The organism is Paraburkholderia podalyriae, from assembly GCF_014397785.1.
Classification (GTDB): domain Bacteria; phylum Pseudomonadota; class Gammaproteobacteria; order Burkholderiales; family Burkholderiaceae; genus Paraburkholderia; species Paraburkholderia podalyriae.
The window spans coordinates 1-12,596 of record NZ_VZQQ01000106.1 but is presented as its reverse complement, the minus strand read 5'-3'; the positions used below and the strand labels follow the sequence as shown (position 1 = coordinate 12,596).

Sequence of the window (12,596 nt, the reverse complement as noted above, 5' to 3'; positions counted from 1 at the left end):
CTATAGTCCACCTGCGCTTCCAGCAACTGTGCGGGCCAACCGGCAAACGACGCGCTAACGCGCTTCGCGAACTCCGCGACCTCCATGTCGGGCGGTACGGCGGCTAGCCATGCATGGGTGGCGAGAGTCGCGTCAGCGTCCAATAGATCGCGCACTGTGTCGCGCGGGTTGTTGGTTGCGAGCGCGGCAGCGACTGCTTGCAACGCGTCGCCGAGATGCAGCAGCAACGCGCGTCGTTCAAAAGCGTCTTTCATCTAACGATATCCGTCCGTAACTCGATCAAGTATTTATCCGTGGTCCTAGCTGGAGGCACTCGGCCACGATTGAGCATGCTCGGTCCAGTCGCAACTATGCCGGTTCCCGTTCAGCCCCGCCGCCAATCCGACGGACCAACATCACCGGATGCGTCGTCAAAGCGGACACGCGCGGCATGGATGTCGGGATAACGACGATCGGCCCAATCGATGAGGGCCGCCATCGGGTCCAACAGGGATTGGCCTAGTGGGGCCAGGCGATATTCGACGCTCGGCGGGCTGGTGGGAAAAACATGGCGGGTGATGAGTCCGTCGCGCTCCAGATCGCGGAGTGTCTGGGTAAGCATGCGCTTGGAAATGTCCGGGATGGCTCGGTGAAGCTCACTGAAGCGCTGCGATCGCGTCGCGAGTTCCATGATCATCAGCATGCTCCATTTGTCGCCGATGCGGTCGAGCACGTCGCGAACCGCGCAGTGTGCGGGCTGGGCGTCGCCCAATTGACGTTGATATCGGCTGAATCTGTCGATCGCATTCTGGGCGGTGCTCATTCGGGTTCCCTTTAAGTCTTCTGGTAACAAAAAACTGCCTCCTTCCGGCGCGAGGCACAGGTCTCTATGATAGACCTGCCCTCAAACAAGGACCGCAGCCGCAGAAATGTTGGCGTTCAAGGGCAATACAAATTTCAGGAGAAACACATGTTTTTGGTAATGGGAATTACGGGACGCGTAGGCGGCGCAACAGCCCGACATCTGTTGGCGCAAGGCAAGAAAGTACGGGCGCTGGTCCGCAATCGCGAGAACGCGACGACGTGGGCGGATCAAGGTGTGGAACTGGTCGATGGCGACTGGAATGATGCGGCCGCCGTAGAAAGGGCGCTCAAAGGGGTCGAAGGTGCATTTGTCATGCTGCCGGCTGTCTGGGCACCCTCGCCTGATTTCCGCGAAGCGAAGAGCGTGCTCGCGAACTATGTCGAGGCGCTGACCAGGGCGGCGCCGCCGCGGGTGGTTGTGCTGTCGTCGATGGGTGCGAACAGAACCAGCGGGCTGGGAATGATCACGGCCCTGTCGCTTCTGGAGCAAGGACTGCGTCACCTGACGTTGCCGATCGCCTATGTGCGAGCCGGCGGGTTTTTCGAAAACTTTCTTTACGGCTTGCACGTCGCCCAGGGCGGCACGCTACCCGTCTACTACGACCCGACGAGTCGCAAGTCGACCATGGTCGCGACCGACGATATCGGCGCCGAGGTGGCGACGCTGCTGACCGGGCCGGCGTGGTCCGGGCATCGCGTCGTCGAGCTTGGTTCGATGGTCAGCGCGGATGAAGTCGCGGCCCAGCTAGGCGAAGTCTTGCGGCGCGACGTCAAGGCGTTTGCCATCCCGCGGGCTGGGTGGCCGGCAGCGTTCGAACAGTTCGGCATCCCGAAGGGCCAGACCGGACCGGCCGAAGCGATGTTCGATGCCGTCAACGCGGGCTGGATGGACCTCGGCGTCGCGGGTACGGAGCACGTCGCGGGCACGACGTCCCCTCGCGATGTCTTTGCGGCGGCCCACGAGGCCACTACGGCATGAGCAGCGGAGATCGGCCGGCTCGTCGACCAGGCGGCCACGCTGGTCCTCGGCAACGCCCTCATCAGAGAAGGTAAAACGAATGTCCAAGATTTCCTGGCGCCAGGTATTACCGTTGGTTCTTGCCGCTTTTTTCGTCGTGGGATCGCTCAGCAACATCGTCGCCCCACGATCCATCTTTGAGGAATACCTGAAGTGGGGATATCCGCACTGGTTCCATTTCGTGACCGGTTCGCTGGAACTCATGTCCGCCGTTCTGCTGGCGCGAGCACGGACGCGGCTGTGGGGCTCGGCGCTAGGCTGCGCCGTGATGTTGGCTGCGCTGGCAACCGTGACAGTCCACGGCGAATACGGACATGGGGTGGCGCCACTTGTCGTGGCGACACTATCGCTTGTTGTCGGCTGGATTGCTTGGCCCAAGCGGCTCGCTGCCGGTTCTACGGCTCGGGCCTAAACTTTACGCGGCCTCTTGCAGCCGGTGATCAGCCCTCTTCACGGCGTCTCACAGGGATCCGCAGCCGTCGCCGGCTTCACCGCATTCAGATCGAACTCCGCTTCCTGCAGCCCTTTCGGACTCGTCGCGACCCAATGCAATTGCGTCGGCGACCGCACAAGTCCGATGCTCCCCGTGTAAGTCCATTTGATCGGTGACGGCTGCGTGCCTGCGAGTTCGATCGATGTCGCAGTCAGCCGCAAATGCAGCAGCCGCCCGTCCTGTGACGGCGTAAACGCACGATCGCCGATCACCGCAATGCCCGCTTCGCGCACCGACGCCGGCATGCACGCGAGCGTCGCGGTCGTCTCGCCGTTCTGATCGATGAGTTGCGCAAAGCCTTTGCCGTCGCCCCCCGTGGCGACCACCAGAAAGCGGTCGACGGACGGCACATAAGCCGCCGCATACGTGTAGTACTGCAAGCGCGGCGCAATCACACGCGACTCGCCGAGAGCGCCGGTCGCGGGATCGAGCGTCGCGGCCTTGAGCCGCGCGAACGTCTCGCCGGCCACATATTGCTGCCACACGAGCAGCGCGCGCGTCGGCGAACCGGCAATCATCGGCCACCACTCGCGCACTCGCGGCGCGACATCGACCGCCTGCGCCAGCGCGCCGTCGCCGTCGTAAATCTTCGCGTAGACGCCGTTGCCGGTGCCCAGATTGTCGACGCCGCCTCCGTCGATCCAGTCGTTCGAATAGAACACGACGAAGCGCGAGCCGACCGCCGCGACGTGCCCCGAATGACCACCCGACAGCACGTCGACAGGATAAGGCCGCACGTCCCGAAGATTCGACGTGTAGACGCCATAACGCTGGCTCACCTCGTTGGGCGTATTCCATCCGTCCTCGAACGTCACCATCACGCGGCCACGGTGGTTCTGCGCAACCGACACCGGCTCCTGCGCTTCGGGCCGGCTGATGAACACGCGCGGCCTGTCGAGCTTCGCCTTCTGCGGCGTCCAGCGCGCGATGTACACGTCATGCGTCCAGTTCCTGTCGCGGCCCGCGCCGCGTGGCGGCAGGCCGGAGCTGCTGAAGAACACGGTCGATACGCCGCGCGCGTCGGTCGTCACGCCGATCCCGTGCATATAGGCGCGCAGATCGCCGATCGGCACGCGCGGCGCGTCGGCGGCCTTGGCGTTGGCTCTCGCCCCGGCCGCCGAAGCGCACGGAACGAGGCCAGACGCGAGGCCGCACGCGGCCGCCACGGCGAGAACTGCAAGGGTCGTTCGCATGCTGTCCGCTCACTCCACCGTGACGGATTTCGCGAGGTTGCGCGGCTTGTCGACATCGGTGCCGCGCGCGCAGGCCGTGTGATACGCCAGCAACTGCAACGGCACCACATGCAGGATCGGCGACAACGGCCCATAGTGCCGGGGCAGCCGGATCACGCGCACGCCTTCGTCATTCGCGATCTGCGCATCGGCATCCGCGAGCACGAACAGTTGTCCGCCGCGCGCGCGCACTTCCTGCATGTTCGACTTCAGTTTTTCGAGCAGCGCATCGTTCGGCGCAATCGTGATGACGTGCATTTCGTTCGTGACGATCGCGAGCGGACCATGCTTCAACTCTCCCGCGGGATACGCCTCGGCATGCACGTACGAGATTTCCTTCAGCTTCAGCGCGCCTTCCAGTGCGATCGGAAAGTGCACGCCGCGGCCCAGAAACAGCGCATGCTCTTTGCGCGCCAGCGCCTGCGCCCACGCGACGATCTGCGGCTCCAGCGCGAGCACGCTGTTGAGCGCGGCCGGAAGATGATGCAGTTGCCGCAACGCGGACGCTTCATGGTCGGCGCGCACGTGGCCGCGTTCCTTGCCAAGCGTGAGCGCAAGCAGGAACAGCGCGACCAGTTGTGTCGTGAAGGCTTTCGTCGACGCGACGCCGATCTCCGGTCCGGCGCCCGTCAGGTACTGCAGTTCCGTGAGCCGCATCATCGAGCTGTGCGGCACGTTGCAGATCGCGAGCGTATGGTGGTGGCCGAGCTGTTGCGCGTGCTTCAACGCGGCAAGGGTATCGGCCGTCTCGCCCGATTGCGACACGACGACGACCATCGCGCACGGATTCACCACGCTCTCGCGGTAGCGATACTCGCTCGCGATTTCCACCTGCGTCGGCATCCCGGCAATCGATTCGAGCCAGTATTTCGCCGTCAGCGCCGAGTAGTAGCTCGTGCCGCACGCCAGCAGCAACAGCGAATCGATCTCGCCGAAAGCACGCTCTGCCTTCGCGCCGAACAACGCTGGCGCGATCGCGCGCACGCGCTCGATGGCGTCGGCGACCACCTGCGGCTGCTCGAAGATTTCCTTCTGCATGTAGTGGCGATACGGGCCGAGTTCGGCCGCGTAGTGGCTCGCGTGCTGCGTTTGCACTTCGCGCCGCACGCTCGCGCCGTCGCGATCGACGATATGCACACCGTCGCACGACAGCACCGCAATGTCCCCTTCTTCGAGGAAAATGAAATGCTCCGCGGTGCCCGACAGCGCCATCGCATCCGACGCCAGATAGGTGCCGCGCTTGCCGACGCCAACCACGAGAGGCGAACCGGCACGCGCGCCGATCACGCGGTCCGGCTCGTTGTTCGCGAACACCGCGATCGCATACGCACCGCGCAGACGCCGCAACGAGCGTTGCACGGCCGTCAGCAGATCGCGCGATTCGTCCTGTTCCCGCGTGTAGTGAATCAGATGCGCGATCACCTCCGTATCGGTATCCGATTCGAACGCGTAGCCGAGCCCCTTCAGTTCGTCACGCAGCACCTCATGATTTTCGATGATGCCGTTGTGAACCAGCGCGATCTCGCCGCGCGAAAAGATCGGGTGCGCGTTGTCGGTGACGGGCGCGCCGTGCGTCGCCCAGCGCGTATGCGCGATGCCGATCGTGCCTGACAGCCGTGCCGCCTCGGCCTGTGCCGCGAGACTCGCGACGCGCTCGACACTACGCACGCGGCGCGGCGCGCCGTGCTGCAACACCGCGACGCCGCAAGAGTCGTAGCCGCGATATTCGAGGCGGCGCAAACCCTCGGTGAGTACCGCGACGACGTCGCGTTGCGCCACTGCTCCTACTATTCCGCACATGGTGATCTCCGTGGTGCGTTCAATACAGCTTGTGATAATTGCGTGTGGCTCAGGCCGTCTGACGCTCGAACTCGGGCATCGACACGACGTGCGAGACCGCGCCGTCGTCGTCGTGATAGGCGACGAGGCAGCGGCCCGCGTTGCCGACGGCGATTTCGCGTGTGGCATCGAGGGACACGTCGTCGCTGACGGGCATCCGGCGCGCGCGGTGGGTGTTGATCGCATCCATCTGGCGCCCGATGGTCCAGACAGTCATCGCCGCGGCAACGGCCGCGATGCCGGTGATGCCGGGCATGAACGCGTCGAGTGACAACTCCTCGGGACTCGCATTCGCAAGACACCAGCGGATGTAGACGGCCGCCAGCACCCACATGCACAGCACGAGCGCCGGCCGCACGACGCGATACCACGCGACCGTGCGCATCGCCCGGCCCTTGCTGCATTCGGTTGCGAACTGGGCGACGGACTGCTTCGAGACATCGATGATCGGGAAGTTCATGGTGTGTACCCTGCTCAGGAATGTTGACTGGACTGCGTGACGTCGAGCGGGCCGCCGAACTGCGGCTGCGCGACTAACTCCGTAGATGAATCGGCCGTCACGGCGCCGCTCGAGCGGATGCCGCGATCGGGACTGACCCAGCGCGCGCGCTTGCGGCGCCGCTGGCTGACGACGCCGGGCAATGCAATGACCGACGCAATCATGCTGATGGCCCAGAACGCGGCCGGATACCAGACGGTGTCGATGAAATAGCGCAACAGGTTCTCGTCGTAGCGCCGGTCGATCAGGCAGCCGACCAGGATCTGCGCGCAGCAGGTGGCGAAAAGCAGCACGCCCGTGCCACGCGGCACGAACGCGAAGCGCCACGTTTCAGGCAGCGTGAATATCGCCGTGGCCGCCATCATCACGAGCGTGAACAGCATGCAGTACGCCCATACGATGCTGATCGCGTATTCGAAGAAGATCGGCCACATCATCATGTTGCGGCGGGACAGCACCTCGCCCGCATACTTGAAGAGCACCTGGATGCCGCCCTTGGCCCACCGCAGACGTTGCTTGTAGAGGCCGCGGAGCGTCTCGGGCATCAGGATCCAGCTCAGCGCGCGCGATTCGAAATGCACGTGCCAGCCCTGCACCTGGAGCTTCCAGCTGATGTCGATGTCTTCCGTCAACATGTCGGAACTCCAGTAGCCGACTTCCTGCAACGCGCGCTTGCGGAACATCGACACGACGCCCGACACCGTCAGCAAACGCCCGTACATATGCTGCGTGCGTTTGATGAGGCCGACGATCGACGAGAATTCGCCCACCTGCATGCGTCCGAGCAGCGACGAGCGCGTGCGGATGCGCGGGTTGCCCGTCACGGCGCCCACCGACGCGTCGTCGATGAAGTGGCGCAGCATCCAGCCGATCGCTTCCTTGTCGAGCAGCGAGTCGCCGTCGATGCACATCAGATACTCGGCATCACTCAGCATCGCGGCCGTCGTGAGGCCGATCGCCTTGCCCTCGTTCTGGTGCTGATGCACGACCACCAGCTTCGGATAGACGTTGACCAGCTCGTTCAGGATCGCGCCCGTTTCGTCACGGCTGCCGTCGTTGATCGCGATGATGTTGTAGTTCGGATAGTTCAACTGATCCAGACACGCGATCACCTCGCGCACGTTGTCCGCCTCGTTATAGCAAGGCACCACGACCGACACTTTCGGATACGACGGCAGCGGCCCGACAGTCGTCTGGCTCGCGTGCTTCCGTTCGATCAGCAGATAGTGCAGCAGTCCGCCCACCATCCACAGATACGCCATCAGCAGCGGATAGTAAAAGACGAAGTTCGATATGACGCTCATCACATTTTTCATTGTTTTTTCCTAGCGTGGGGCTTGCGTGGCGGTTTCAGCCGACGCTCAGCCCAACATTCCCTGATTGGATCGCAGCGTGCCTTGCACCGACATCACGTCGCGCAACACGGTCGTGTCTGGCCGGTTCGCGATGAAGTCGTCGGGCCCGTAGCCCAGATGCACGACGCCCGCCGCATTGAGCCGTTTCATCTGCGCGCGCAGCACGCCCGCTTCGACGGGGCGTTGCGACTGACCGTTGACGGCCGGCAACTCAAACACCGTTTTCGCCAGTGCGCCGGGCTGCTTCCTCACTGCCTTCGTGAGTCCGTCGAGCCATTCATCATCTGGCGCTTCACCGGCTCGGGGCGCCGCGACCAGTGCGACGAAGTCGTAATTCGCGAGCGACGACGCGAGGCTCTGCGAGAAGTTGAGTTCCGGGTTCGCATCGAATACGGCTTCGGGGGGCAGCGTGCGCGCGGTCAACACGTTGCCGCCGCCTTGATAGGCGCGTACGCGCCCGGCGAGCTGGTTCGTGAACGCGTTCAGATACGCGGTCTTGCCGGCGGCCCAGCGCTGCATCAGTTCGTCCGATGCGTGAATCTGCGCGATGTCCGCCGGCAGGCCCCACGATCGATAGACGGCAAGCGCCGCAGCGCTGGTGTCTTCGTAGGCGTTGAGCGCCGCGTCCGGGCCGAACACCACGCCGTTGAAGCTCGCATAGCGCGTGAGGTCGTCGTAGAGGTCCTGAATCACGGCGCGCGCGACGGGATCGAAAGGGCTAAGGCGCGGCATGCGCACGTCGCGCGCGGCATTTGGGCTGCCGGCCGCCACTTCGACGAGACGGCCCGAGGCCGGATGCTGCGGCGGCAATGCGAACGCGAGCAGTGGCATGCGGGCGTAGACCTGCACGCCGGCGCGCGTGATCAGTTGCCACGCGGTGCGGTTGAACAGATCGGCGCGCATCGGCAGGTGGCGGTTCGGGAAGTACGTCGCGCGCGCAACACCCGTGTTGTCCGGGTCCGAATACGCCTGCAGATACACTGACTTCGGTTCGAGATCCTTGATGCGGTCGAGCAGCCGGCCAAGCTTCTCTTCACTCTTGCGCGGGTCCGGGTCGTACATCTGGTCGAGCGATACGTTGACGACGCGCTCCACCGGGTTGTGCTCGCCGCGATACGCTCGTGACGAACGCATCTGCGCGATCATCGTGCCGACGTCCCAGTCGTACGACACGAGCAGGCGCCGGATCTGCGTGAGCGGCACGTCGGGCGTGTTCGGCCCGTCGTCGAGCGTGAAGTGCACGGCCATGCCGAGCGCCTGCGACGCCTTGATCAGCGCGGCGTTGTACATGCCATACGGCCATACCGCGGAGCGCACGGTGACGCCCGTGTTCTGCCTGATCAGATCGGCGCTGCGCTGCAGGTCGCCCTGCACGCGTGCGTGATATTCGTCGTCGGTTTCGTAGCGTTTCAGATCGGCGAGATACAGATGCGCGCTGGCGGCGGGCAGCTCGTTGCCTTGCGGATTCGCGAGCGCGCCGTGGTGCATGTCGTGCGTGTGCGACGCGATTTCGACGAGACCGGATTGCGCCATCTCGCGCAGATCGTCCCAGCTCATGAAGTAGTCGGGCGGCATCACGGACTTGTGGCTGATCCGCACCGCCTGACCGGCCGGTGTATCGGTCCAGCGCGTCACGACGCCGATCAGCGCCGGATAGCCGTATTCCTGCAACAGCGGGAACGCGCGGGTGTACTGGCTTTTATAGGCATCGTCGAAGGTGAGCAGCACGGCGCGCGGCGGCAGGCGCGGGCCGCCGTTGCGTGACGCGACGATCTGATCGACGCTGACCGGGTGAAAGTCTTTCGCCTTCAGCCACGCGAAGATCGTGCTGAGCGTCGCAGTGCTGATCGCGCAAGTGTCGGCGACCGTCGACACATCTGCGTGAAGGTCGTCGCGCACGTCGTGGATGGCGAGCACGCGGAACGTGAGGCCGTCGTCGGCGTCCGGCGGCGGCAAACGGTCGAGAGCGACGCGCGCCTGCGCGGCGGGAACCGCGGCGAGCCCGGCGGCGAAAGCGAGAAAGCGTCTGCGGGTGAGCTTGTCCATGATGGCCTACAGAGGAATGTTCAGGTTCAGGTAGATGAGCTTGCTGGTCTCGCGAACGCGGTCCATGCGCTGGCTCGCTACACCGATGCCGTAGGCGAGCGATGCGTGCGCGCTGAACTGCCACTGCTGTTCGAGGCGAACCTCCCACAGCATGCTGGTGCTGATGTCGGTCTGCCGGTAGCCACCGACCGTTGCATAGGCGCGGTTCGCGAGCGACTGGTCCGCGTTGCGCCACGAGGTCCACTGGTACATCGCAGTGAGCTGCGCGGTCAGGTCACGATGCGGACTGAAGTACGCGGCGTTCGTGAGCGTGTTGCTGCTGGTGTTCAGCTCGACCCAGGTCGCGACGAGGTGGCTGGGCGTGTTGATCAGGCGCTCGTACCACGTCGCCACCCACGACTGATTGAGGTTCGAGTCGCTGTAGCGCGCGGCACCGTAAGCGAGTTCGAAGTAGCGGTAATCGTCCACGTCGTAGCGGATCTCGCCCGTCGCCGCGCGGCCCGTTACGCCCGCCTGATAGGCCTTCCACGGCAGCGTGTTGACGTTGCTGTCGACGCCCGCCGAGAATTTCCAGTGATCGTCGGGCGCGAAGCGCAGACTGCCGGCGCCGCCCGTTTTCGCTTGCGGGCCCGTCGAGCGGTCCACTTCGGCGGCTGCATCGATGCCATGAAAGCGGAAGTCGCCACCGATGCCGTTGCGAATGCGGCTCACGCTGTTGCCGTCGCCGGTGTTTGCGCGTCCGCTGAACTGATGCGCGAAGACGCGCCAGTAGTTCGCGATCGGCATCGAATAGAGTTGCGTATCGACGCCCCAGTCGTTGTCCGCGATGACCGAGTTACCCTTCTGTCCGTTCGCCGCGATGATCAGTTGCGGGCTCCTGTACGCCTCGAAGTCGCGTTGAAACGTCTTCACCGTGTTGTTGTCCGGGAAGCGGTCGCCGAACGTCGCGTTGACGTCCGCGGCGCGGTCGTACTGATTCAGTTGCAACGCGGTCCTGCCCAGGCCCGCAAGCGTTTCGACGTCGCCGGGGTGATCGACGAGCGTGCCCGCGTAGACCTGCTCCGCCTGATGCGGGCGCTGCTGCACAAGCGTTGCATCCGCTCGTGCGCTGATCAACGCGGGATCGAACGGCGCTTCATGACGCAGTTTGTCGAGCGCCGCAACGCCTTCGCGCGTGCGGTCCGTGTAGAGCAGGTACTGCGCCTGCAGCTTCTTCACACGGCCATAGTCTTCGCTGACGTCTTCCGGATGCTCGGCGAGATCCGCGCGAATCGGCGTGCTCGCCGTGATCGACTTCAGTAGTTGCTGCGCATTCTCGAAACGGCCCGAGTCGAGGTAGGCAAAGAAGAGACCTTCCTGCACGTCGATGCGCTTGAGCGCGTGCGGTTCGAGTGACGGCGTGAGTGGCTCGACGGGCGTCTGCAACGCACGCTCATAAGCCGGCGCGGCCTTGCGCGGCTCGTCGAGATAGGTGTAGGCGTCACCCGCAGCGGCGTAGGTATGCGCAGGCATCGGTTGCGGCGAGCGCGCGAGATCTTCGTACAGCACCGTCGCTTCCTTCATGCGCCCGACGCCTTGCAGCACCGCGACACGTTCGGCGAGCACCGCACGGCGCAGGTCCTCGTAGTCTTCGCCGGCCGGCATGCGACCGAGCATGTCGTCGATGTGGTGAAGCGCGGCCCGGGTTTGCGCAAGCCGATCAGGTTCGTCCGTGGCGAGCGATTGCTGACGTCCCCAATGCACTTCCGTTTCAACGACGAGCGCTTCGATCTGCAGCAGATCATGTTCGGAGAATGCATCCGCACTGGCACGTGCCTCCTGCAACGCAAGTTGCGGAGCGCCCGCGCTGGCTTCTTCAAAAACGCGTTTGCGAAGCTGGTCGCGTTCGGACACGACCTTCCCTTGTGCAACCGTGGTTTTCGCGATGGTCCCTTCCGCAACGTTCCCCGGTGCCTCCGACGCAGCGCTCGGCTGCGCCGCGCAATAGTCACGCATCAACAGCATCAGCAGCAGGGCTGTCGCCTTGACTGCGGCGTGCTTGCGTCGGCTAGAGCGGTTAGTTTTCATGGTTCCTCATTTGTCGATACCGACGTTCAGACAAATCGAGGCCCGTGCGTCATGCAAATGACGCATGGAGAACATTCAGAGAGCCTCGGAGGTCTGGCGTGCGGCGTGGAAGTTCAGCGTCTTATTCAGCATCCGGTCACTGCTTCGCAACGACCGGGTCCACTTGCGCGGCGAGGCATGTAGCGAAGTTCGTACCAGGCGGTACCCGATCCTTCACCGGCAACGATTCGACTGCCGAAAGATTTTGCGGCGCAACGACCCGCCGCTATATTCGTTTCATCGGTGAACGGTTCGACGAACGTGAAGTCATCGTCAGGGACGCGAATAGCCAGTTGTCACGAAGGGCTCGCTCGACGCAGACCGATGCACAGCAATGGCCTGCTTATGCAATTGAAATAGAGATCCGAGTGTTTCAAAGGTGATACAGCGCACCAGCCATGTATCAATGATGATGCGTACGGCGAAAACATCGCATCGCTTCGACGCCGTTTCTACGGGTCGAAAAAACCGGATGAAATCGATCTTGAACGGAAATAAGCCAGAACATCTCGATGCTGAAGTGCGCAGAACACTTCTGAAACATTTGCCGCAAAGTCGTGTCGCTATGCTTGTGGCAACGTCCTGGCGGCGCAGCGTTCACATGTGGGCAAACGCACAGAGACAGCATGTGCGCGTTGTGTATTGTCTCGCTGCGGAAGAAAGAAGAGAACAAATCGGCGACTCTCCGAGAGGCGCGAAGATCGCCATAAGCTTTACATCAGTGGTACTGATTAACAATGCGTGAGGCATCAGCGCGCCGCCCCCGCCTGTGCCCTGCCCGACTTCACACGCCAGTTCGCGACTGCGCCGAGCGCCATCAGCAGGCTGGTGCCGAGAAACACCGCGCGCATGCCGATGTGGCCGCCGACGAAACCGCCTAACAGCGGCCCGGCCACCTGCCCCGCGTACTGCGACGACACCGAGTAACCGAGAATCGCGCCCGTCACGTGCGCCGGCACGTTGTGGCGGATCACGCTCGCGATGCACGGCAGCAAACCGCCTAACGCGATTCCCATCAGGAAACGCAGCACGATCAACTGCCAGCTCGCGGTGACGAACGCCTGCGGCACGAGCAGCACCGCCGAGGCGGCGAGGCAGCCGACGATCACATTCCAGTGCCCCGCGCGATCGGCGAACTTGCCCAGCCGTGACGACGAGATCATGC

General features: G+C 63.7%; 11 protein-coding genes and 1 pseudogene. 3 read left to right on the top strand and 9 right to left on the bottom strand.

All coding sequences use genetic code 11. The annotated features are described in order from the left end of the window. Both F6X42_RS39965 and F6X42_RS39960 read right to left on the bottom strand, forming a co-directional pair. A pseudogene (locus tag F6X42_RS39965) lies at positions 1 to 254 on the bottom strand (hypothetical protein); the annotation flags it as partial. 110 nt (positions 255 to 364) lie between these two features. Next, positions 365 to 802, bottom strand: a complete 438-nt coding sequence (locus F6X42_RS39960) for a winged helix-turn-helix transcriptional regulator (RefSeq protein ID WP_187639332.1) — start codon at positions 800 to 802, stop codon at positions 365 to 367. Positions 803 to 949: 147 nt separating this feature from the next. On the opposite strand from F6X42_RS39960, the gene F6X42_RS39955 reads away from it, so the two are divergent. Both F6X42_RS39955 and F6X42_RS39950 read left to right on the top strand, forming a co-directional pair. Next, the gene (locus tag F6X42_RS39955; protein WP_187639331.1) at positions 950 to 1,822 is read left to right on the top strand and encodes an NmrA family NAD(P)-binding protein; all 873 of its coding nucleotides are present in this window, start codon (positions 950 to 952) and stop codon (positions 1,820 to 1,822) included. Positions 1,823 to 1,901: 79 nt separating this feature from the next. Continuing rightward, positions 1,902 to 2,273: a DoxX family protein gene (locus F6X42_RS39950; RefSeq protein WP_187639330.1), complete on the top strand. Its 372-nt coding sequence runs from the start codon at positions 1,902 to 1,904 to the stop codon at positions 2,271 to 2,273. Positions 2,274 to 2,311: 38 nt separating this feature from the next. Here the strand turns inward: F6X42_RS39950 and F6X42_RS39945 are convergent, their stop codons facing one another. Genes F6X42_RS39945 through pgaA form a run of 6 tightly spaced genes read right to left on the bottom strand, consistent with a single transcriptional unit; the run spans position 2,312 to position 11,392 of the window. Beyond that, entirely contained in the window at positions 2,312 to 3,547 is a 1,236-nt protein-coding gene (locus tag F6X42_RS39945; RefSeq protein WP_187639329.1) for a hypothetical protein, read from the bottom strand. 9 nt (positions 3,548 to 3,556) lie between these two features. Further along, entirely contained in the window at positions 3,557 to 5,386 is a 1,830-nt protein-coding gene (glmS, locus tag F6X42_RS39940; RefSeq protein WP_187639328.1) for a glutamine--fructose-6-phosphate transaminase (isomerizing), read from the bottom strand. 49 nt (positions 5,387 to 5,435) lie between these two features. Beyond that, entirely contained in the window at positions 5,436 to 5,885 is a 450-nt protein-coding gene (locus F6X42_RS39935; protein WP_187639327.1) for a hypothetical protein, read from the bottom strand. 14 nt (positions 5,886 to 5,899) lie between these two features. Beyond that, positions 5,900 to 7,240, bottom strand: coding sequence for a poly-beta-1,6-N-acetyl-D-glucosamine synthase (gene pgaC / locus F6X42_RS39930; RefSeq protein ID WP_187639326.1), 1,341 nt, complete (start codon positions 7,238 to 7,240; stop codon positions 5,900 to 5,902). 45 nt (positions 7,241 to 7,285) lie between these two features. Next, positions 7,286 to 9,325: a poly-beta-1,6-N-acetyl-D-glucosamine N-deacetylase PgaB gene (pgaB, locus tag F6X42_RS39925; RefSeq protein WP_187639325.1), complete on the bottom strand. Its 2,040-nt coding sequence runs from the start codon at positions 9,323 to 9,325 to the stop codon at positions 7,286 to 7,288. Between the two features lie 6 nt (positions 9,326 to 9,331). Further along, complete coding sequence (gene pgaA, locus F6X42_RS39920; protein ID WP_187639324.1) at positions 9,332 to 11,392, bottom strand: poly-beta-1,6 N-acetyl-D-glucosamine export porin PgaA; 2,061 nt, start codon at positions 11,390 to 11,392, stop codon at positions 9,332 to 9,334. A gap of 511 nt (positions 11,393 to 11,903) precedes the next feature. Here pgaA and F6X42_RS39915 point away from each other — a divergent pair. Continuing rightward, the gene (locus F6X42_RS39915) at positions 11,904 to 12,176 is read left to right on the top strand and encodes a hypothetical protein (protein WP_187639323.1); all 273 of its coding nucleotides are present in this window, start codon (positions 11,904 to 11,906) and stop codon (positions 12,174 to 12,176) included. 4 nt (positions 12,177 to 12,180) lie between these two features. On the opposite strand, the gene F6X42_RS39910 is transcribed toward F6X42_RS39915, so the two are convergent. Beyond that, positions 12,181 to 12,596, bottom strand: a 416-nt coding sequence (locus tag F6X42_RS39910; RefSeq protein ID WP_187639322.1) for an MFS transporter, incomplete at its 5' end; no start/stop codon positions are given.

Coding starts and splice junctions, on each gene's coding strand:
- F6X42_RS39960 (WP_187639332.1), bottom strand. CDS start 802: ATGAGCACCGCCCAGAATGCGATCGACAGATTCAGCCGATATCAACGT.
- F6X42_RS39955 (WP_187639331.1), top strand. CDS start 950: ATGTTTTTGGTAATGGGAATTACGGGACGCGTAGGCGGCGCAACAGCC.
- F6X42_RS39950 (WP_187639330.1), top strand. CDS start 1,902: ATGTCCAAGATTTCCTGGCGCCAGGTATTACCGTTGGTTCTTGCCGCT.
- F6X42_RS39945 (WP_187639329.1), bottom strand. CDS start 3,547: ATGCGAACGACCCTTGCAGTTCTCGCCGTGGCGGCCGCGTGCGGCCTC.
- glmS (WP_187639328.1), bottom strand. CDS start 5,386: ATGTGCGGAATAGTAGGAGCAGTGGCGCAACGCGACGTCGTCGCGGTA.
- F6X42_RS39935 (WP_187639327.1), bottom strand. CDS start 5,885: ATGAACTTCCCGATCATCGATGTCTCGAAGCAGTCCGTCGCCCAGTTC.
- pgaC (WP_187639326.1), bottom strand. CDS start 7,240: ATGAAAAATGTGATGAGCGTCATATCGAACTTCGTCTTTTACTATCCG.
- pgaB (WP_187639325.1), bottom strand. CDS start 9,325: ATGGACAAGCTCACCCGCAGACGCTTTCTCGCTTTCGCCGCCGGGCTC.
- pgaA (WP_187639324.1), bottom strand. CDS start 11,392: ATGAAAACTAACCGCTCTAGCCGACGCAAGCACGCCGCAGTCAAGGCG.
- F6X42_RS39915 (WP_187639323.1), top strand. CDS start 11,904: ATGAAATCGATCTTGAACGGAAATAAGCCAGAACATCTCGATGCTGAA.